This is a genomic window from Massilia oculi (genome assembly GCF_003143515.1).
GTDB classification, from domain to species: domain Bacteria; phylum Pseudomonadota; class Gammaproteobacteria; order Burkholderiales; family Burkholderiaceae_D; genus Telluria; species Telluria oculi.
The window spans coordinates 5,359,573-5,380,520 of the sequence record NZ_CP029343.1 but is presented as its reverse complement, the minus strand read 5'-3'; the positions used below and the strand labels follow the sequence as shown (position 1 = coordinate 5,380,520).

At 65.7% G+C, this 20,948-nt stretch carries 17 protein-coding genes and 1 pseudogene; 1 reads left to right on the top strand and 17 read right to left on the bottom strand.

Going from position 1 to position 20,948, the window contains the following annotated elements; translation table 11 throughout:
• Window position 1 precedes the first annotated feature (1 nt).
• From DIR46_RS24180 to DIR46_RS24140, 9 genes and pseudogenes are all read right to left on the bottom strand, one after another.
• Window positions 2-1,653: pseudogene (locus DIR46_RS24180) on the bottom strand (peptide chain release factor 3).
• Between the two features lie 129 nt (window positions 1,654-1,782).
• Entirely contained in the window at window positions 1,783-6,447 is a 4,665-nt protein-coding gene (locus DIR46_RS24175) for a pilus assembly protein (protein ID WP_109347509.1), read from the bottom strand.
• A gap of 22 nt (window positions 6,448-6,469) precedes the next feature.
• A complete protein-coding gene (locus tag DIR46_RS24170) occupies window positions 6,470-7,066 on the bottom strand; it encodes a pilus assembly PilX family protein (RefSeq protein WP_109347508.1) in 597 nt (198 codons plus the stop codon).
• Window positions 7,063-8,235, bottom strand: a complete 1,173-nt coding sequence (locus tag DIR46_RS24165) for a PilW family protein (RefSeq protein WP_109347507.1) — start codon at window positions 8,233-8,235, stop codon at window positions 7,063-7,065. The genes DIR46_RS24170 and DIR46_RS24165 overlap by 4 nt, the downstream gene beginning before the upstream one ends.
• An 8-nt stretch (window positions 8,236-8,243) precedes the next feature.
• Window positions 8,244-8,684, bottom strand: a complete 441-nt coding sequence (locus DIR46_RS24160) for a type IV pilus modification PilV family protein (RefSeq protein WP_109347506.1) — start codon at window positions 8,682-8,684, stop codon at window positions 8,244-8,246.
• On the bottom strand, window positions 8,681-9,331 hold the full coding sequence (locus DIR46_RS24155) for a pilus assembly FimT family protein (RefSeq protein ID WP_162819620.1): 651 nt from the start codon (window positions 9,329-9,331) through the stop codon (window positions 8,681-8,683). Before DIR46_RS24155 ends, DIR46_RS24160 begins: the two co-directional genes overlap by 4 nt.
• Entirely contained in the window at window positions 9,319-9,750 is a 432-nt protein-coding gene (locus tag DIR46_RS24150) for a type IV pilin protein (RefSeq protein ID WP_109347504.1), read from the bottom strand. Before DIR46_RS24150 ends, DIR46_RS24155 begins: the two co-directional genes overlap by 13 nt.
• Window positions 9,751-9,884: 134 nt before the next feature.
• Window positions 9,885-11,201 (bottom strand): sensor histidine kinase, encoded by a 1,317-nt coding sequence (locus DIR46_RS24145; RefSeq protein WP_109347503.1) that lies wholly within the window; start codon window positions 11,199-11,201, stop codon window positions 9,885-9,887.
• A 10-nt stretch (window positions 11,202-11,211) separates the two neighbouring features.
• Window positions 11,212-11,883, bottom strand: a complete 672-nt coding sequence (locus DIR46_RS24140; RefSeq protein ID WP_109347502.1) for a response regulator transcription factor — start codon at window positions 11,881-11,883, stop codon at window positions 11,212-11,214.
• Between the two features lie 285 nt (window positions 11,884-12,168).
• Here DIR46_RS24140 and DIR46_RS24135 point away from each other — a divergent pair, with 285 nt between their 5' ends.
• Window positions 12,169-12,972, top strand: coding sequence for a Crp/Fnr family transcriptional regulator (locus tag DIR46_RS24135; RefSeq protein WP_109347501.1), 804 nt, complete (start codon window positions 12,169-12,171; stop codon window positions 12,970-12,972).
• On the opposite strand, the gene DIR46_RS24130 is transcribed toward DIR46_RS24135, so the two are convergent.
• The 8 genes from DIR46_RS24130 to rpmI all read right to left on the bottom strand — a co-directional run bounded on the left by DIR46_RS24130 (window position 12,953) and on the right by rpmI (window position 20,679).
• Entirely contained in the window at window positions 12,953-14,491 is a 1,539-nt protein-coding gene (locus DIR46_RS24130) for a CHASE3 domain-containing protein (protein WP_109347500.1), read from the bottom strand. The genes DIR46_RS24135 and DIR46_RS24130 overlap by 20 nt on opposite strands.
• 191 nt (window positions 14,492-14,682) lie before the next feature.
• A complete protein-coding gene (locus tag DIR46_RS24125; RefSeq protein ID WP_005667428.1) occupies window positions 14,683-15,315 on the bottom strand; it encodes a response regulator in 633 nt (210 codons plus the stop codon).
• A 229-nt stretch (window positions 15,316-15,544) separates the two neighbouring features.
• Window positions 15,545-15,949: a MerR family transcriptional regulator gene (locus DIR46_RS24120; protein ID WP_109347499.1), complete on the bottom strand. Its 405-nt coding sequence runs from the start codon at window positions 15,947-15,949 to the stop codon at window positions 15,545-15,547.
• A 16-nt stretch (window positions 15,950-15,965) separates the two neighbouring features.
• Entirely contained in the window at window positions 15,966-16,334 is a 369-nt protein-coding gene (locus DIR46_RS24115; protein ID WP_005667425.1) for an integration host factor subunit alpha, read from the bottom strand.
• Between the two features lie 171 nt (window positions 16,335-16,505).
• A complete protein-coding gene (gene pheT, locus DIR46_RS24110; protein WP_109347498.1) occupies window positions 16,506-18,932 on the bottom strand; it encodes a phenylalanine--tRNA ligase subunit beta in 2,427 nt (808 codons plus the stop codon).
• Between the two features lie 25 nt (window positions 18,933-18,957).
• On the bottom strand, window positions 18,958-19,971 hold the full coding sequence (gene pheS / locus DIR46_RS24105; RefSeq protein ID WP_109347497.1) for a phenylalanine--tRNA ligase subunit alpha: 1,014 nt from the start codon (window positions 19,969-19,971) through the stop codon (window positions 18,958-18,960).
• A gap of 127 nt (window positions 19,972-20,098) precedes the next feature.
• Complete coding sequence (gene rplT, locus DIR46_RS24100; protein WP_005667421.1) at window positions 20,099-20,458, bottom strand: 50S ribosomal protein L20; 360 nt, start codon at window positions 20,456-20,458, stop codon at window positions 20,099-20,101.
• 20 nt (window positions 20,459-20,478) lie between these two features.
• The gene (gene rpmI, locus DIR46_RS24095) at window positions 20,479-20,679 is read right to left on the bottom strand and encodes a 50S ribosomal protein L35 (protein WP_005667419.1); all 201 of its coding nucleotides are present in this window, start codon (window positions 20,677-20,679) and stop codon (window positions 20,479-20,481) included.
• Window positions 20,680-20,948 lie beyond the last annotated feature (269 nt).

Below are 20,948 nucleotides of genomic sequence, written 5' to 3'. Positions count from 1 at the left end.
GTCAGGCCAGCTTGGCCGCGTGCTCGCGGGTCGCGTGGAACACCAGCTTGGGCCAGCGCTCCTGGGTCAGCCGCAGGTTCACGCCGGACGTCGCCAGGAAGGCCATATTGCCGGCCGCATCGTAGGCGACCTGGTGGCCGAGCTGGTTCTCGAAGTCGGCCAGCGATTTCTTGTCTTCGCTCGAAATCCAGCGCGCGCTGCTGATGCTGCTGCTTTCGAACACCGCGTCCACGCCATACTCGTTGAGCAGGCGGCTGGCCACGACCTCGAACTGCAGCACGCCGACCGCGCCCAGGATCAGGTCCGAGCCCAGCACCGGCTTGAACACCTGTACCGCGCCCTCTTCGCCCAGCTGCTGCAAGCCCTTGTGCAGCTGCTTCACTTTCAATGGATTGCGAATCCGCACCGTGCGGAACAGGTCCGGCGCGAAGTACGGGATGCCGGTGAAGGTCAGCATCTCGCCTTCGGAGAAACTGTCGCCGATCTGCATATTGCCGTGGTTCGGCAGGCCGATGATGTCGCCGGCATAGGCCTCTTCAACCTGTTCGCGGCTCGACGCCATGAAGGTCACGACCGACGACAGCTTGACTTCGCGTCCCAGGCGCAGGTGCTTGACCTTCATGCCTTTCTCGAAGCGTCCCGAGCACACGCGCAGGAAGGCGATGCGGTCGCGGTGGGCCGGGTCCATATTGGCCTGGATCTTGAACACGAAGCCGGAGAACTTGGGTTCGACCGGCGCGACCGCGCGTACGGTGGCGTCGCGTTCGCGCGGGCCGGGGCCCAGTCAACCAGTGCCGACAGGATCTCGCGCACGCCGAAGTTGTTGATTGCCGAACCGAAGAACACCGGGGTCTGCACGCCCGACAGGAAACGCTCCAGGTCGAACACGTGCGAGGCGCCGTGCACCAGCTCCACTTCCATCTTGAGCTGCTCGATCTCGAGCGGGAACATCGCGGCCAGCTTCGGATTGTCGATGCCCTTGACGATCTCGAAGGCGCCGTCGGCCTTCTCTTCGCCGGCCTTGAACAGCATGATCTCGTCGCGCAGCAGGTGGTACACGCCGCGGAAGTTCTTGCCCATGCCGATCGGCCAGGTCACCGGCGCGCACTCGATCTTGAGCACCGACTCGACTTCGTCCAGCAGTTCCAGCGGATCGCGGGTCTCGCGGTCCATCTTGTTCATGAAGGTGACGATCGGCGTGTCGCGCATGCGGCACACGTCGAGCAGCTTGATGGTCTGTTCCTCGACGCCCTTGGCGGCGTCGATCACCATCAGGGCCGAGTCGACCGCGGTCAGCACGCGGTAGGTGTCTTCCGAGAAGTCCTGGTGGCCCGGGGTGTCGAGCAGGTTGATCACGTGCTCGCGGAACTCGAACTGCATCACGGAGGACGCGACCGAGATGCCGCGCTGCTTCTCGATGTCCATCCAGTCCGAGGTCGCGTGGCGGCCGCTCTTGCGGCCCTTGACGGTACCGGCGAGCTGGATCGCGCCCGAGAACAGCAACAGCTTTTCGGTCAGCGTGGTCTTGCCCGCGTCGGGGTGGGAAATGATGCCGAAGGTGCGGCGGCGCGCGACTTCGCGCGCGATCGCGCCGGCCTGGCGGGGAACGGCGACGTCGAGGTCGTCGCTGGAAATGTCGGTGTCGTTGGCCATAAATCGAGCCCTGTAGTCGGGCCGCGGGCGACCCTTGTCGGAAAACCCTCGATTTTACCGTTTCCGGGACGCGCCGTGTGAACAAAACGGCGCGCCCGGCACTGCGCGCATTGCCTGGCCGCGCCCGCCCTAGTCGCGCACCCGGCGCCAGCCGGTGCGGCGCGCGTCCTGGGTCCTGGCCGGCGCCACCTCGGTGGTGATGGTATTGCCCTTGGCGGTCGTGGTGATCAGCTTGAGCGCTCCCGACGGCAGGCGCACGATGGTCGTACCGACCGCCGCCGCGTCGCCCGACAGCAGCACGCCGGCGATGTCGTTCGAGACCGCGGCGCCGCTGCACACGTCGACGAAATAGGCGTAGCTGATGCCGCCCACCGCGCAGGCGGTCGACGACTGCGGCAGATTGGTCACCACGGTCAGGGTCCCGGCCACGATCTTCGGATCGAGGTTGACCCGCTCGCCGGAATTCTTGTCGAAATCGACGAACCAGCCGCGCTGGCGGCCAAGGTCGGCGATCGTCCCGCCGATCGTGAACTGGTTCGAGCGCGGCACGTCGGGAGCGGCGTCATCGTAGGGTCGGGTCTCGGTCAGGGCGCGTTCGGCATAGGTCTCGTCGTCGCGCCAGGCAGCGGCGTCGTAGGCGGCGCCGTCGTCCTTGAGCACGTAGGCGCTTTGCACCTCGGTGTTCTGGATGTCCGGCAGGTCGAGCATGCGGCCGGTGCCGAAGGCCACCACGCGCGTCGTCGGCGAGGCGTCCGCGCCCTCCCCGCTCGATCCGACCTGGCAAACGGCGACGTCGGGGCGGGTGGTGATCGGCTGGTCGGCGCCGGCATCGGCCATCAGCAGCCGCTCGACCCGCTCGCCGGTGAAGTCGAAGCGCCACATCCGGCCCTGGTTGTCGCCGCCGTAGACGTAGGTCACCAGCGGATCGGTGTTCGGGTTGGCCGTGATCGCCGTGATCTTCGCCAGGCCGGACGGCGTCGTCGCGTCGCCGCTGCCGGTGGTGAGCATGCCCTTGTCCAGCACGTCGCCGGCGCCCAGGTTGGCGATCGCCTGGCCGGTTGCGACGTCGATCACGAACAGGTAGCCCTTGCCGCTGCCCGACTGGATGTCGTCGGCGCCCGGGATGTTGTTGTAGCCCGAGGTCAGGAACACCACCCAGCGCTCTTCGCCGCCGACCCGGATGGTGCCGAATTGCGGGTTGCCGAAGGTGAAACCCATGTCGGGCTGGTGGTGCACGCCGCCGCACACCGTGCTGTCGGCGCAGATTTCCCACAAGGGCCGGGGATCGGCCGGATCGGTGACGTCCAGCGCATAGTAGCCGCGACCGCCGGCATTCAGGCCGGCAACCAGCACCGAGCGCCATTCGCCGTTGATCTTGACGTCGGCCAGCTCGGGCGAGCCATCGGTGCTGAACTGGTGGCTCGAGGCGTAATTGACGCTGGCCTGCCGGTACAGCTTCTTCATCGTGATGCGCGGCATGTAGGCCCACAGCTCGGTGCCCTTCTCGGCTTCGAAGGCGTGCAGCATGCCGTCGTTGGCGGCGATGAAGACGACCGGGTCGCGGCTAGCGTTCTCGCTGCGGAAGGCCGCGTAGTCGGCGCTGCCGTAGGCCTTGCGCGGCTCGCGCAGGTAGGCCGGCTTGGACGACGCCACGTCGCCCAGGACCTCCAGCTGCGCGCCGTTGGGGCCGGTGTCCTCCGGCCCGGTCGTGGTGTAGGCGCGCAGCAGGACGTTGTTGGCATGCTGCTGCTGGCCGCGCAACCAGCCGACGATGGTCCGTCCGTCGTTGACGACGGCGCGCTGGTCGGCCGACAGGCGCGCGCATTGCGGCAGCGCCGAGCACTTGTTCGAGAACCAGGCCTGGTCCGCGCCCAACTGGTCGTAGGCGAAGGCGGTGCGGGCGCCGGTGGCCGGGTTGCGCCACCAGATGTTGCGGGTGTCGGAGTCGGCTCCCACCTTCTGGCCGATGCTCCACGACGTCTTCCAGTCGACGTCCTTGCTGACCTCGCCGGTGACGATGTCGATCACGCGCTTGGAGAGGTTGCCCGTCCACTTCACCGTGGTGAAGGTGGCCGAGAAGATGTCGCGGTCTTCCTGGGCCACGTTGGGGGTCGACGTCGCGGCCGCGGCGGCCGCGCCGGTGGCGACCTGGATGTCGTTCAGCACCCGGTTCAGGCTGTCGACCACCTGCAGCGGATCGGAGGCCGGGAAGTACTTGCCGCCGCCATTGATGGCGGCGTGCCACAGGTCGTCCACCCGCGACTGCAGCGCCGTCGACAGGTCGGTAGTGCCGGTATTCGGATCGGGCCAGACGTAGGCGCCGTTGTTGTTCCACGGGCAGCCGGTCCTCACGCCGTTGATCAGGTTATAGAAGTCGCCGCCGACCACCGGCTTGGTGTCGTAGTCCGGCTCATAGGTCATGATGCCGTCCACCCCGAGGCCCAGGGCATAGGTGCGCATATGCAGGTGGTTGTTGCCGGTGCCCGGCACCTGGCCGGTCTTCGACATGTCGTCGATCTCGGGACGCAGCGACACGGTGCCGGTGCTCGAGCCGCCGTTGTACCAGTACAGCGCGACGTCGGCCAGCGAAGGCAGCGTTTGCGCGCGGGTGTCGAGGCAGCCCGTTTCGCGGGTGCAGAAGCGCGCCGGGTTGACGGTGTTGTCGTTGTTGACGACGGTTTCCTCGTACTCGGCGGGCGAGTAGCGGCTCGCCGCCTTGACCAGCGTCTTGGGGCTGTTGCCATTCCAGTAGCCGTCGGTGGTCACGAACGTGAAGTTCTGCTGGCAGGCATACTCCACCGTTTCCGCCCCTGCCGCCTGCTTGTACGGCGCCTGGTTGGCGAACATCTTGCCGATCGCATGCAGCGCCAGGCGCACCGGGGTGCCGCCCGCGCTGTTCATCGCGTACAGCGCGTCGTACCAGTCGATCCGGTTCTGGCCGGTGAACGGCTTCGGACGGCTCATGGCGCCCTCCGCGGCCGCGTCCTGCAGCCCGACCAGGCCGACCTTGTAGGCTTCGCCCAGCGGCTGGAAGGCCAGGCCGACGGCCGTCTTCATCATCTGGTTGCGCGTCTTGTAATAGGCATACCAGTTGGCGAAGTTGGTCATCTCCTCGTCGTAGGTGCAGGCCGCGCCCTGGCAATCGGTGCGCTGCGCCGATTTCGGGTAGCTGTCGCGCGCCGGTACGATGTCGGTGCGGATGAACACACCGGTATCGAAGCCCGATACCGAGGTCGGCACGCCGTCGCTCGTGGCCGGCGCGCCTCCCCAGGTCAGGCTGGCGGGATTGTCGACCCGGGTATAACTCAGGTTGGCGCCAGCCATGCTCAGCGGCGCCACCAGGCAGACCATCGCGCTGGTGGCCGTCGCGCACTGCGGCGTCACGTTGTTCGGTCCCACATAGGCCTTGATCGTGCCGCGGGTGCCGATCTCGCCGGCGATCTGCGAGGCGACCTGGGCCGCCGTGTAGTTCTGGCCCAAGCGCAGCGAGTCGATCAGCGTGGTATTGCCCAGTTTTAGGCCAACCAGGCGGCTGCGGCCGTTGGTGCTGCTGCTGTTGGCGGCGCGCCCGCCGATTTGCAGCAGCGCCGTGGCGGCGGTGCCGGAATCGACGACGATCTCGTCGCCGGTGCGCTCGCCCTCTTGCACCACGGTGCAGTTGTTCTTGTTGGTGACATTGCGGCCGCAGCTGATCGGGATCACGGCCAGCATGTCGCTCGAGTCCAGCGTGATGCCGAAGTCGGCGCAGGCGCGCACCACGCCGCTCGCCTTGGGCACGCAGGCGGTGAAGGGACGATCCGATACCGCCCTGTTGACGATCGAGGCCGCCAGCGCGGTGGCCAGCGCGGTGCGCTTGGCCGCGGTGTTGGTGCCGCCCGAGGCGGTGGCCGCGTCGCGGGTGATGGTCTGGGTGCCGGACACCCCGACCACGCGCACCGCCGTGATCGAGACCGCGCTGGCCGCGCCCGAATCGTTGATGGTGATGGTCGAGTACCAGTTGGCCGAGCGGTTCGGGTCGCCGTAGCGCGGGTACTTGTAGTTGCCGACGTACTTGGCCTGGCAATCGGTCAGCGCCGTGCTGTTGCACCAGCGGACCGGGGCCGGCACCGGATACCCCTGCGGCGCCGGGGCGTTGACCGCCGTGCTCACGCATCGCTTCAGGCTGGCGTCGGTGCAGTATTCGGCGACGTTGATCGTGTAGTAATAGGGGTTGCCGCCGACCGGCTCGGCGCTGTCGTAGGTCAGGCTCGGATAGGCGTAGCCGCCGACGTTGCGGCGGCAGTCGCCGTCGCTGCTGCACCATTGCAGGTCCGGGTAGCCGGTCAGCAGATTGGTGGTGTTCTCGTTCGCATTGCGCATATTGCGCTTGTCGACGCCGAAGCCGTCGGTGGTCACGGCCTTCCAGCCGTCGGTCGCGCTGGAGGTCTGGCTCGGATACGAGGTCTGGTCGGCCCTGACCGGCGGCTGGTAGCGCACCTTCGGGTCGTAGTACTGGCGGTTGAACAGCGGCGCCGCATAGGGCGGATCGCCGATCACGCAGCCGCGCGGGTTGCGCGCCGCGAGCGTCGTGCCGGCGCGGCAGGTGGTGTTGTCGTCGACGTAGTCCGGCGTGTGGTTCCAGGCCATCGAGCCGGAGTCGTCGTACAGCAGCATCAGGTTCGGCTTGACCGTGCCGCTGCCGGTAATGCTCATCAGGGGCAGCGAGGCCAGGCCGGTCGGGCCGGCCCAGGCCGGCGTCGACGCCAGGGTCATGGCCAGCGCTACGGCCAGCGTGGTGAGGAAAGAAAAGTTCATGCGCATTCCATTCATGCTGGCGTCAGGCGCCGATCAGGACAGCCATCTGGTTGATCACGTTGCCGCCGCGCGCGCCGTCGATGCGGGCCGTGATCACGTAGTGAATCTGGGGCGAACTGGCGTAGGCCGGCGCGTCCGACGCCAGGCTCTCGCCGATCGCGACCCGGTTGCCGATCTTGACCGTGTTGGCGGACGTCAGCACGCACTCCTGGTTTTCGCTGCTGAAGCTTCCCGGGTTGCGGCACATGCGGTGGATGACGTACTGGATCCGGTTGCCGTCGGCGTCTTCGACCGCAAAGCTGTCGTCCCAGAAGCCCTTGTCCTTCGGCGTCAGCGTGGTATCGAGGCTGGCGTGGTAGCCACGCGCGAGGTCATCCTGGTTGAGGCTGGCCTTGTCGGCCGATGCGGTTTCGCTCAGCCACTGGAAGCCCGTATGCAGGCCGAAGTCGACCGCCCGGCTCAGGGTGGCGTCGTAGGCCAGGTTCGAGGCGGCCAGCGTGGCCGAATTGCTGGAGCGCAGCAGGTAGATGCTGGTCACCAGCATCACCAGCATCATGATCAGCATGACGGGCAAGGCGACCCCGGCCTGGCTGCGGGTGCTTGTCGGGAGATGGGTCATGCGGTGGGCCTCCAGCCGGTATTGCGCAGCGGGACGATGGTCTCGAAAGTGCGGTAGCGGTAGCAGCGCCAGTCGACCGGATCGTCCTTGACGCGCACGTCGAGTTCGATCTCCACCGGTTCGACGCCCTGCGGCTGGGCGTTGCCGAACACCTTGATGGCCTGCGGCTGCGCCGTGCACACGCCGTCCGCGCCGGGGCGTTCGGGCGTCTTCGCGCGCGCCACGACGGCGATGCGCAGGGCGGCGATGCGCTGGTAGTCGCCTGGCCCGCCGGTCACGCCATCGAGGTCGGCGTCGATCATGGCGCTCGACCATTCGCCCACCTGCATCCCCAGTTCCGGATCGAAGTCGGCGGCGTCGCGCTTGTCGAAGCCGTACTGCGCCTTGAGCGAGACGATGTTGTCGGCCACCGCATGCGCGGCGCCGCCGTTGGCGCCGAGGTTGGTGGCGCGCAGGCGCAGCACGCCGTCCTGCACCAGCCATGTGTGGAACGACAGGTTCGCTTCGCGCCCGAGGTTGAAGATCCGGCTCGCGCTGCCGTCGAAATTGCGCTCCAGGGCGCCGGCGTTGTAGCGGTAGCGCACGTCGCCGATCGAGATCGCCGGCGCGGCGCCCTGGGCCGTCAGCGCCGCGACCTGGGCCAGCGCGCACTTGCCTTCGCCATTCTCGGGCGCGACCACGATCACGTCGCCCGGCGCGAAGCCGTACAAAGGCCGGTCGACCACCAACTGGTTGCCGCCGATGTAGTTGGTGAGCAGTCGCGTGGTGCCGGTCCCGCCCGGCGCGCTGCCCGCGTACATGGTCAGCTGGTCCGGCTTGCCGTCGGCCCCCGGCACGATCACTGCCGCGGCCAGCGGCGTGACGTCGACGTTGTCGCGCCTGGCGGAAGCGAGCGCATAGCCACTGTTGTCCGTGAACAGGGTATCGCAGCCGTTCAGGATCGGATCGTTCAGGCCATAGCCGGCCTGCTCGGCGTCGCCGCTGATCGAGAACATCGCCATCATCCCGTTCTGCATCGAATCCGATCCGCCCAGGGCGCCGCGCTTGGTGGTTTCGCCATCGGTCATCATGCGGGTGGCGAACAGCACCGCCAGCAGGCCGATCACGATGCTGACCATCAGCTCGACCAGCGAAAAGCCGGCCATGCGCTGCGGATGGAACCGGCTCATGCGCGAGCTCATGCCGACCTCGCCATATAGGTGACGATGCGGTGCGTGTTCTGCTGCGCCGCTTCGCTGCGGCGCCACTTGATGACGATCACGACGGCGGTGCGTTCGGTGTCCGCCGCCGGCGTGACGCTGATCTCGACGGCCGCGTTCGGCAGGTGACCGGCGAGCGCCGCATGCCAGGTCTCGAGGCGCTCGCCCGGCTCCGCATCCCTGGCCAGGGCATACTCGTCCAGGTGGTCCAGGTCGGTGCTCATCACGCCGATCAATTCGTTGGCGGCGATGGTGGCCTCGGCGCGCATGGCTGCCTCGGACAGGGCTGCCTGGGAATTGACTTGCAGGGCCAGCGTGCCGACCAGGCCGATCCCCAGCAGCAGGACGGCGATCAGGGCTTCGAGCAGGGCGACGCCGCGCTGGGCCTGGCGGATGGGAGAAAAACGACGAGGCATCATGGACACCTGCGCGCATCGCCAGCGGAGGCGACGCCGACCAGGTCGGGGCGGCACGTCACCACGGCCCCGGCCAGGGTCAGCACCACGGCGGTGGGGGTGAAGACGCCCTCGGCGTCGGCGCTGCCGGGGCCGAGGTCGAAGCGCATCAGCGCCGGCTTGGCGCCGTCGACCCAGCCCAGCTCGGTGAAATAGGCGGACCGTGCTTCGGAGTCGGGCGTGACCGTCAATGCCGTGGTGCGCGGCAGCGAGGCGGCGCTGCGAAAGACCGAGCTGGTCTCGACGTTGCCGTCTTCCGGCCCCGGCGCCGGCTCGTCCACGGTCGACCAGCGCTCGCTGTCGGCGGCGCAGCCATCGTCCGGAACCGGGAAGCAGACGTCGACCTGCCAGTCCAGCTGGCCGCTACCGGCGTTCTCCGTGAACACCACGCGGCTACGGCTGTTGTTGGCCAGCGCCTGGCTGCGCGCGAGCCGGAAACCTTCGGCATAGAACTCGGCCGCGCCGGTGGCGGTCGTGCCGCCCAGCCAGCCGCGCATGCCCGGGATGCCGACCGCCAGCAGGATGCCGAGGATCGCCACCACGACCAGCGCCTCCAGCGCCGTGAAGCCTTTCGCACGCACCGCGCTTGCCGGCAACACTACTGGGCGCACGTGCCCTCCTTGCGGTCGACCCAGCAGACATCGCTGTCGACCCAGCCGTCCGGCACGCCGGTCGTGGCCCGGTGGCCGGCCTGGTCGATGGTGTAGACGAAGCCGGCGGCGGCGTTCTTGCCGGTGGCGACCAGGGTATAGGCCGAGGCGGTGGCGTCTTCCAGGCTGTAGTCGAAATTCATGCCGGGGTCGGGCATGAGGCTGGCGCCTTCCTTGTCGAAGTCCTCGTACTTGTGGTAGTTGGTCCAGTACTGCTCCAGCTTGTTCTGGGTGGACGCCAGTACGCCGTGTGCCTCGACCAGGCGCGCGCGCATCACGTAGCTGTTATAGGAAGGCACGGCGATCGCGCTGAGGATGCCGATGATCGCGACCACGATCATGAGCTCGACGAGCGTGAAGCCGGACTGGCGCTGCTGCATGGGATCTCCTGGGCGGCGGACGGATTCCGCCAACAATGTTGCCATGGGGGATGATATCCCACGAAGCTTTCATTTCCCTGAGGAAAAGCTGACAAAGTCCTGACAGCGACGCAAATACGACGCTGTAAAGTCTTTTATCGCGCCGGTCCGGCGGCAAAACGCACCGTGACGCGGGCGCCGCCACCCTCGGCATCGTCGAGCAGGACGGTCGCGCCATGCGCCAGCGCGATATCGCGCACGATGGCCAGCCCCAGGCCGCTGCCGGTCGTCTTGTCGTCCAGGCGCACGTAGCGTTCGAACACGGCGGCGCGGCGCGCGGGCGGGATGCCGGGGCCGGAATCCTCGACCGTGAACAGCACGGCCTCTCCCTCGCGGGCGCAGCCGACGGTCACCCGCCCGCCAGGCGGCGTGTAGCGCAGGGCATTGTCGACCAGGTTGTCGACCAGGTCGCGCAGCTGGAACGCGTCCCCGTTCACGGGCGCCGGCGCCAGCTCGAAGCCGAGGTCGATGTCCTTGGCCCCCGCCTGGCCGACGAAGAACTGGATCGTTTCCTGCACCAGCTGCGCCAGGTCGAGCGGCGCATGCTGGCCGTCCGGCCGCCCTTCCCTGGCGCGCGCCAGCGCCAGCAGCTGGTTGACCTGGCGGATCATGCGCTCGTTGGCCAGTTCCATCATGCCCAGCGAGCCCACGGTGTCGGGGTCGCGCGCATGGCGCGCGCGCAGCCACTCGAGCTGCAGCTGCATGCCGGCCAGCGGCGTGCGCAGCTGGTGCGCCATGTCTGCCAGAAAATCGCGCTGGGCGCGCGCGCCGGCTTCGACCTTGTCGAGCAATTCGTTGAAGCCGGCGACCACCGGCGCGATCTCGTAGGGCACGCTGGCCTGCGGGATCGGCGCCAGGTCGCCGGGCCCGCGCGCGGCCAGCTCGGCGCGGATGCGCGCCAGGGGGCGCAGGCCGTTGCTGACCGACAGCCAGACCACGCCGGCCAGGGTCAGTGTCACGAGCGACACCAGCACCACCAGCGAGCGCACGATGGCCGAGCGCACCTCGAGCCGCTGGCGCAGCGTGCGCGCCACGCCCAGGTGGCGCTCGCCGTCGGTCGTCTGTACCGCCAGTGCGACCACCCGCACCGGCTCGCCGTCGACCTCGGCGTCATACGGCGCCGCGCCGGGCCGCAAGGCAGGAAAGCCGGCCGCGCCGGCCAGATGGCGGCCCTGCCCGTCGCGCACCACGAACCAGCTGCGGTCGGCATTTGGCGCGCCGGGAGGCAGTTGCGGCGCCGCGCCCGCCGCCAGCCGCGCCGCCACGTTGTTGGCGGTGTCCAGCAAGCCGCCGTCGAAAGCGACCTGGGCCGGGGTCCAGGCCAGGCCGGTCACCAGCGCGGCCAGCACCAGGTTGACCAGCAGGATCGGGCCCAGCAGCCACTTGAGCAGGCGCAGCCGGATGCTGCTCATGCCACCAGGATCATTCGGCCGCCTCCAGCAGATAGCCGAAGCCGCGGATGGTGCGGATCGCCACGCCCGAACCATCGAGCTTCAGGCGCAGGCGCGACACATAGACCTCGACCGCGTTCTGGGTCACGTCCTCGCCCCAGGGCAGGATGGCGTCGATGATCTGCTGCTTGGACACCACCCGCCCCGCATGCTGCAGCAGGTATTCGAGCACGCCCCATTCGCGGACCGACAGCTCGATGGGATTGCCGCCGACGCGGGCGCGGCGGGTGGCGCGGTCCAGGCTCAGGCCGGCGAGCGTCATGAGCGTCGAGACGGGGGCGTGGCGCCGCGCCAGCGCGCGGATGCGGGCCACCAGTTCGGCGGTGGCGAAGGGTTTCACGAGGTAGTCGTCGGCGCCGGTCTCCAAGCCGCGCACCCGGTCCTCGACCGCGTCGCGCGCCGTCAGCAGCAGCACCGGCGTGGCCGCCCCGCGCGCGCGCAGGCGGCGCACCACCTCGAAGCCGTCGATGCCGGGCAGGCCGATGTCGAGCACGGCGACCTCGATCCCTGGCTCATGCAGGGCGCGGTCGGCAGCCAGGCCGTCGGCCACCTGCGTGACCGTCATGTCCTGCGCCTGCAGCGCGCGCAGCAGGCCGTCGGCCAGCACCGCATCGTCTTCCACCAGCAATACCCGCAACCCCATATCCCCGTAGCCCTGTCTTCGTCATGCGCCGGTCGCGCCGGCGAATTATGCGGCATTTCGTCATTCTTTAACGAAACTTTGCGGCGGAAGGTGCGCCAACGCACGGTCTTCCCCAGTAGGACTGGGCTGACACAACATCATGCTTGGAGCCTACATGGGGGCGGATACTCGTCTTATGTGCGGCAACAGACGGTAGCCTTAAAGTACACCCATCGCGATGAGGTAAGAAAGACAAGCCTCAAAGAATCGCCCCCGACGCACGATAGACATAAAAGAGGACATAAGATGAACAACACTCAGTTTGGTGGTCTCACCCAAAAATCGAAAAACCAGGTCCCCGCCGCGAGTGAGGCAATCAAGTCCTCGTCGAAACCGGTCGTGAGCTACAGCGGCACCCAGCAGAACGAACTGCTGGCCGCCCTGCCCCGCACCGACCTGGAAGACATGTTCGACCACCTCGAACTGGTCCCGATGCCGTTCGGTAAAGAATTGTTCGAGTATGGCAGCAAACTGGAATACGTGTATTTTCCGACGACCGCAATCGTGTCGCTGCTGTACGTGATGGAAGACGGCGCCACCACCGAGATCGCCGTGGTCGGCCATGAAGGCGCGGTCGGCGTGTCGCTGTTCATGGGCGAGCGCGCCACCTGCAGCGCCGTGGTCCAGAGCGCGGGCTACGGCTACCGCCTCAAGACCCAATACCTGCGCGACGCCTTCAACCGCGGCGGCGCCCTGCCCCAACTGTTGATGCGCTACACCAATGCGCTGTTCGCCCAGATGGCCCAGAACGCCGTTGGCGGCCGTCACAGCTCGATCGAACAGAAACTGTGCCGCTGGCTGCTCGACCGCCTGGACCGCTCGGCCAGCAACGAACTGAAAGTGACGCAAGAACTGATCTCGATCATGCTGGGCGTGCGCCGCGAAAGCATCACCGCCGCCGCCGGCAAGCTGCAGGACGAAGGCCTGATCCAGTACCGCCGCGGCAATATCACCGTGTTGGACCGCGCCGGCCTGGAAGAATATGCGGGCGAATGCTACAAGGTCGCCAAATCGGAATACGACCGCCTGCTCATGGATGTGGCGCGTTGAGATGACGCCGTGCCGGAGCCGCCTGCGCCCCGTCCGGGGCCGGCGGATCCAGCAAGAGCGCTTCAGCCTGTACGCAAGACAAGGCAACCGCAGCCGCACTGACGGCTTCCGCCGCACCCACCTCTTCATTGCCCCCCGGGGCCGCCGCCGGAATGATGGCGCGCACGCAAGTTCCCACCCCATTCACACCACGCTCCACCACCAGGCTGCCTCCCAGCAGCAAGGCGCGTTCGCGCATGCCGAGCAAGCCATGCGATTTCGACCTGACCATGGCATCCGGGGCAATGCCGATGCCGTCGTCGGTGATCTCGAGACCCCACCCATCGGGCTCGCGCGTCAGGTTGACGATCACATTGCGCGCCTTGGCGTACTTGGCGATATTGTTCAGGGCTTCTTGCGTGATACGGAACAAGGCGATCGCCTGCATCGGGCCGGCGGCGTCGGCTTCGGCATCGATCAGGGCGTCACAGTCGAGCGACGTGACTCTTGCATAATCGGCGCAATAGCTTTGCAGCGCGGCCGACAAGCCCATATTGTCAAGCAGGCTCGGCCGCAGATTCTCGATGATGCGGCGTTTCAGCTGCACGGTATCGACCAGGGTCCGCTTGGCGCGTCCCAGCTTCGACGCCTGTTCCGGATGGCTGGCGCGCAGATGCTCGGCGACCGTGGACAGGTCCATGCCGATCGCCGTCAGGTTGGCCCCCATTTCATCGTGCAATTCGCGCGCCAGCCGCGATTTTTCCTCTTCCGACACCTTGATCAGGTGGCGCGACAGCACCGACAACTGGGCGGTACGCTCGGCCACGATCTCTTCCAGGCCATCGTTCGTGCGTTGCAGGGCGCGCTCGGCCAACAGGCGCAGGCGAAAGGCGCGCTGGATCGTCTTGTAGAACAGCAGCAGCACGAAGATGGCGGCGGCATTGATGCCGACGCCGAATACCACGGCGTGCCGGTATTGCTGGTAGAACGCGGCGGTGCGGGTGGTGAGCAATTCGTTCTGCTCGCGCGTCATGATCACGACCTGCAGGCGAATCTCGTCCATCTGCGCGCGGTCGTCGGGCGAGGCGGCGATCGCCACGATATCGTTCAGGCCACCCTCGCGGTAGACCTCCAGCGACTGCCGAAGCAGGCCGAACTTCTTGTCGACCAGCGTGCGCAGCTGCTGCAGGTTTTTTGCTTGGGAAGGATTGTCCCGCAGCAGCTCATCCAGTGAGCGCATCTGCTTGTCGATTTGCTGGGAGGCGCTGCGCAGCGGGCCGAGGTAGACCTCGTCGCCCGACAGAAAATAGCCGCGCAAGCTGCTTTCGGCATCGGTGACGATCAGGTTCAGGTATTGCAGCTCGTCCGACACCTGGGCCGTCTGCGCCTGCAGCGCATTGGCTGCCCGCATATCGTCGAGGTTACGCGCCAGGAACACGCCGTTGACGACCAACAGCACCACGCACATCAGGCACAGCAGCTTCTTGTGAAGGGGGAGACTGCGAATGGATTTCTCGTCCGCAGCGGTAGTGAAGACCATCCAGGCTTCCTTTCGCGCAAGCAATGGCGACCTTCATTATAGGCGTATGGACGCAATGTTGCACTGCGAAATTCTCTGACGTAACCTTTTGTTGCATTTGCGCCTGAGTGTTCTGTCCATTCGACCAGCCAGCAAAAACGCGCCCGGTGGGCGCGTTGTCGGATGAATCTGCCTGGAAAATCAGCCGAAGCTTAATCGAGCAGATTGTTCTTCATGGCGTAATAGGTCAGGTCGGAGTTCGACTGCAGGCCCATTTTTTCCATGATCCGGGTACGGTAGGTGGACACCGTCTTGATCGACAGCGACAGCGCGTTGCCGATGTCGGACACGGTCGCACCCTTCGCCAGCCGCAGGAAGACCTGGAACTCGCGATCGGACAGCTCGGTGTGCAGCGCCGTGTTGGGATCGCGGTCGAAGCTCTGGGCCAGCAGCTCGCCGACCGTGGAGGACACATAGCGGCGGCCCTGGTAGACGGTGCGCACGGCGGTCTTGAGCTCGTCGGCTTCGCACTCCTTGTTCAGGTAGCCGTTGGCGCCCATCTTGAACAGGTTGAGCGCATACTGCTGCGCCGGGTAGCCGGACAGGATCAGCACCGGCAGATTGGGCTGCCCCTGGCGGATGGTGCGCAGGATGTCGATGCCGCTCTGGTCGGGCATCGCGATATCCAGCAGCAGCACGTCGCAGATCTCGCGGCGTGCGATATCGAGGGCCTCGCGGCCGGTGGCGCCTTCGGCGACGACTTCGAAATCGCCCGACGACGAGAAAATCTGCTTGAATCCTGCTCTAACTATCTGGTGATCGTCACAAATGGCAACGCGTATCATTGTCTTCCCTTAAATTTTCCTTGCGCAGGAAAGTGCCGGGTCTGAACCGCCCGGTTTACATGCGTTAGATTCAGCATATGCGCGAGTGACATTTTAACACCCACAGGGCCGCGTTCAACAGGTGCACGAATGCTTGAGTCGTCATAAGCAGCGTGTGACCGACGCCGAGCAGTGCAAGCCCGGCAGCTGAACCGGGGACGACCCGCCGGCGAAGGGACGCGTGCAGGCCTTACGCCGGCCGCGACCCGTTCTTGAGCAGGTCGAGAATGTCCAGCAGGTCGGCGCGCAGTTTGTCGCCGTCGATCGCTGGCGGGCTGTCGGGCAGGTCCAGCCGGTCGAACTCGGCAGCTGCGCTGGCGCGACCGTCGAGACGGTTACGCGCGCCGCTGATGGTAAAGCCCTGCTCGTACAGCAGCGCGCGGATGCGCCGAATCAGCAGGACTTCGTGGTGCTGATAGTATCGGCGGTTTCCACGACGTTTGACCGGCTTAAGCTGGGTAAATTCCTGCTCCCAGTAGCGCAAGACGTGGGGTTTGACTCCGCACAAGTCGCTGACTTCGCCAATCGTGAAATAACGCTTGGCCGGAATCGGCGGCAGCACGTTCGGGTCGATCTTGTTCGGTCGGTCATTCATCGCTTATCGGGCGTCCTCAGGCTGCACGCGCCAGGGAACCCGCGGGTGGACTGCCTGGCGTGGTCTCTTCGACCATTCCCTTGAGTTTCTGGCTGGCGTGGAATGTCACGACGCGGCGCGCCGTGATGGGGATTTCTTCCCCCGTTTTCGGATTGCGGCCGGGCCGCTGTGGCTTGTCGCGTAACTGGAAATTGCCGAAGCCGGATAGCTTGACCGCCTCGCCGCGCTCGAGCGCATTGCGGATTTCGTCAAAAAAGGTTTCGACCATGTCCTTGGCTTCGCGCTTGTTCAGGCCGACCTGCTCGAACAGCAGCTCGGCCAGCTCGGCCTTGGTCAAGGTCGGCAATGACTGTTCAGCTTCCTTGCGTACCCGCGCCACCTGCATGGCGCGGTCCAGGTCGGCGGCCAGCGCCTCTTGGAAGACGGCGGAATCAACGTCGTTGTTGTTAATTTTGAAGCCCTGCCTTCAAGTCAAACGATGTTTCGGATGACGGGACAAGCCTGGGCTTGCCCGTCATGGACTAATCCTGCTACCGGATTTTGCTAATTTCGCTACTCAGGCGCGCAGCCGCGCGTTCAGTTTCGTCGAAGCGGATTCGGCGACGGCCGCCATGATGGCGTCGACCGCTTCGTCCTGCAGCGTCGATTGAGTATCTTGCAAGCTAAAGCGGAAAGCAAGACTTTTTTCATCCGTCTCCAGGCCCTTGCCGCGATATTCATCAAACAAAACAACGGCTTGCACGATCTTTCCTGCAGGATTGGAGGCGATTTCGGCATGGAATGCATCGATCACGCGCTGGGCCGGGACATCCTGTTTCACCACCAGCGCCAGGTCGCGCGTGGCGCCCGGGAACTTCGAAATCTCGGTATGGCTCGGGACCACGCGCTCGCACAGGGCGGCGGCATCGACTTCGAACAGTACCGGCGCTTGCGGCAGGTCGTATTTCTGCAGCCAGCGCGGATGCAGCTCGCCGACCAGGCCGATCTGCTTGCCGTCCAGCTCGACCGTGGCGCAACGGCCCGGGTGCAGCGCCGGGTGCTCGGCCTTGGCGAAACGCAGCTGGCGCGGGGCGAACAGCGCCTCCAGGTCGGCTTTCACGTCGAAGAAATCGACCGCGCGGGTCGGCACGCCCCACTGCTCGTCCACGGCAGGACCGTAGGCGATCGCGGCCACGCGCTTGGGCTGATCAATGCCGGCCACTGCCAGCGCACCGTCCTGGACGTCGGCATTGCGCTTGAACACGGCGCCGACTTCGAAGGCGCGCACGCGGCCGGCCTTGCGGTTGATGTTGTAGCGCACATTGGCGACCAGGCTGCCGATCAGGCTCGAACGCATCACGGAGAGCTGGCTGGCGATCGGGTTCCGCAGGCGGATCGGCTCGAGGTTGCCGGCGAAATCGGCCTCCCAGGCGCTCTCGACGAAGCTCATATTGACCACTTCCTGGTAACCCAGGTCGGCCAGTTGATGACGGATCGCGAACAGCGAACGGGTGTTTTCCGGCGCGATCAGCATGGCGCTCGGCGCCACCGGCGGATTGGCCGGGATGTTCTCGAAGCCATAGACGCGCGCGACTTCTTCGATCAGGTCTTCCTCGATCTCGATGTCGAAGCGGTACGACGGCGCCGTCACCAGGAAACTGCCCTCGGCACGCGTGAATTCCAGTCCCAGGCGGGTGAAGATGTCCGCGATCAGCTCGTCGCTCAAAGGCACGCCGATGACCTGTTGCGCGCGCGCGGTGCGCAGCATCACGGGCTGGCGCTGCGGCAGGTTGACGACCTGGTCGTCGACCGGGCCCACCCTGGTCTCGGCGGTGCCGCAGATCTCGACGATCAGCGCGGTAATGCGCTCGATATGGTCGGGAATGGTCGCGTAGTCGACGCCGCGCTCGAAGCGGTGCGCCGCATCGGTCGAGAAATTGTAGCGGCGGGCACGGCCCTGGATCGCATTCGGCCACCAGAACGCCGCTTCAAGATAGATGTCGGTCGTGTCCAGCGAGACTGCGGTGGAATCGCCGCCCATGATGCCGGCCAGCGATTCGATCTCCTTGTCGTCGGCGATCACGCCCACCCACTCGTCGAGCTCGACGGTATTGCCGTTCAGCAGCTTGAGCGACTCGCCCTTCTTGCCCCAGCGGACGTCCAGCGAACCGTGGATCCTGGCCAGGTCGAACACGTGCGACGGACGGCCGACTTCCAGCATCACATAGTTGGAAATGTCGACCAGGGCCGACACCGAGCGCTGGCCGCTGCGCTCCAGGCGGCGCTTCATCCATTCCGGCGTGGTCGCGCGGGCGTTCAGGCCGCGGATCACGCGGCCGGCGAAACGGCCGCACAGGTCGGGCGCCGACACCTTGACCGGCAGGATTTCGTCGCTGCTCACCGGTACGGCGCGCGTCGGCGCCAGGCTCAGGGGAGAGCCAGTCAGGGCCGACACTTCGCGCGCCACGCCCAGCACCGACAGGCAGTCGGCCTTGTTCGGGGTCAGCTTGATGGTGAATTTCAGGTCGTTCAGGCCCAGGTAGTCGCGGATGTTCTGGCCGACCGGCGCGTCTTCCGGCAGTTCCATCAAGCCATTACTCTCTTCCGAGATGCCCAGCTCTTTCGCCGAGCACATCATGCCCTGCGATTCGACGCCGCGCAGCTTGCCGGTCTTGATCTCGAACGGCTTGCCGTCGGCGCCCGGCGGCAGCAGCGCGCCGGACTTGGCGCAAATCGCCTTCATGCCGGCGCGCACGTTCGGCGCGCCGCACACGATATTCAGCAGGGTGCCGGTACCGGCATCGACCTGACACACGTTCAGGCGGTCGGCGTTCGGGTGCTTCGCCACTTCCTTGACTTTGGCCACCACCACGTTCGAGAACGGCGGCGCGACCGCCTCGACCTCTTCCACTTCGAGGCCGGACATGGTCAGCAGATGGGACAGCTCATCCGAACTCATCTTCGGATCGACGATGGAACGGAGCCAGTTTTCCGAGAATTGCATATTCTTTTTACCTCAGCTTCGCAAATTAATTGAACTGCTTCAGGAAACGCAGATCGCCTTCATAGAACAGGCGCAGGTCATTGATTCCATAACGCAGCATCGTCAGGCGCTCGAGGCCGGAGCCGAACGCGAAGCCGATGAACTTTTCCGGATCCAGTCCGAAGTTGCGCACGACGGTCGGGTGCACCTGGCCGGCGCCCGACACTTCCAGCCAGCGGCCCTTGAGCGGACCGGAACCGAAGGCGATGTCGATCTCGGCCGACGGTTCGGTAAACGGGAAATAGGACGGACGGAACCGGACCTGCAGGTCGTCGGTCTCGAAGAACGCCTTGACGAAGTTCAGGTACACGCCCTTGAGGTCGGCAAAACTGATGTCCTCGCCGATCCACAGGCCTTCGACCTGGTGGAACATCGGCGAGTGGGTGGCGTCGCTGTCGACGCGGTAGGTGCGGCCCGGCGCGATCACCTTGATTGGCGGCGTGTGGGTGCGCGCATAACGCACCTGCATCGGGCTGGTGTGGGTGCGCAGCAGCAGCGGCTTGCCCGTGCTGTCATTGCCCTCGACATAGAAGGTGTCCTGCATCGAACGCGCCGGATGGTTCTCGGGGCTGTTCAGCGCGGTGAAGTTGGTCCAGTCGGTCTCGATCTCGGGACCATCGGCCACGTCGAAGCCGATCGAGCGGAAGATCTGCTCCACGCGCTCCCAGGTGCGCATCACCGGGTGGATGCCGCCCTTCGAGCGGCCACGGCCCGGCAGGGTGACGTCGATGCTCTCGGCGGACAGGCGCAGCATCAGCTGCGCTTCGGCAAGCGCTTCGCGGCGCGCGGTCAATGCCTGTTCGATTTGTTCTTTGGCGGCATTGATCAGGGCGCCCTGCGCCTTGCGCTGCTCAGGGTCGAGCTTGCCGAGGCCCTTCATGAGGTCGGTCACCTGGCCGGTCTTGCCCAGGTACTTGGCTTTCGCATTTTCGAGCGCGGCGGCATCCGCGCTAGCGCTGAAGTCGTTCCTGGCCGCGACGACGAGTTCTTCCAAGTTCATGCTTGTTCTTTTCCTGTTTTTCGTTGGCGGGAGACGCCAGAATCAAAAACGGGGCACAGGTGTGACCCTTGCCCCGCTTCTAGTGCGCCCCATCGCTGGGGCGCTTCTTGCTAGCAGACTGCTTGAATTAAGCGGCCAGCTTGGCCTTGACGGCGCTGACGATCGCGGCGAATGCCGGCTTGTCATGCACAGCCATGTCGGCCAGGACTTTACGGTCCAGTTCAATCGCGGACTTCTTCAGGCCGTTCATGAAGGCGCTGTAGGTCATGCCGTGCGAACGCGAAGCCGCGTTGATACGGGTGATCCACAGTGCGCGGAAGACGCGCTTCTTGTTGCGGCGATCGCGGTAGGCATACTGGCCAGCGCGCATGACTGCTTGCTTGGCAATACGGTATACCTTGCTGCGGCGGCCACGGTAGCCTTTGGCAAGTTCAAGAACTTTCTTGTGACGGGCACGTGCAGTAACCCCACGTTTTACTCGAGGCATATTCGCTCCTTAGTGTGAGATTAAACAGCAGATGGCATCATGCGGTAGACGCTGGTCACGTCCGACGCATTGATGTTACGGGTGCCGCGCAGCTGGCGCTTGTTCTTGGTGGTCTTCTTGGTCAGGATGTGACGCTTGAAGGCCATGCCCGACTTGACGGTACCGCCCGGACGCACGCGAAAACGTTTCTTCGCGGAGCTCTTGGTTTTCATTTTTGGCATAGTCATCTGTCCTCGCGGACAGCCTCATATGGGACAGGATTGCAGGTGGCAGCAACGCTGCTCTTGGATGCCTACTTTCACTTGTCTTGCAGCAGAAGCGAGTCTGCTACAACCCGTTTCTAAAAACAGGAATCGCAGATTGTAGCACAGGTTTTGGGGGAATAGGATGGTCGCCGGCAACTCATCCGGCAATCCACACAGCGCCCGCTGAGCACGGACGTGCGAAAGCCGGGCCGCGGCGCGGGCATTCACCCCCACCACGGACCCGG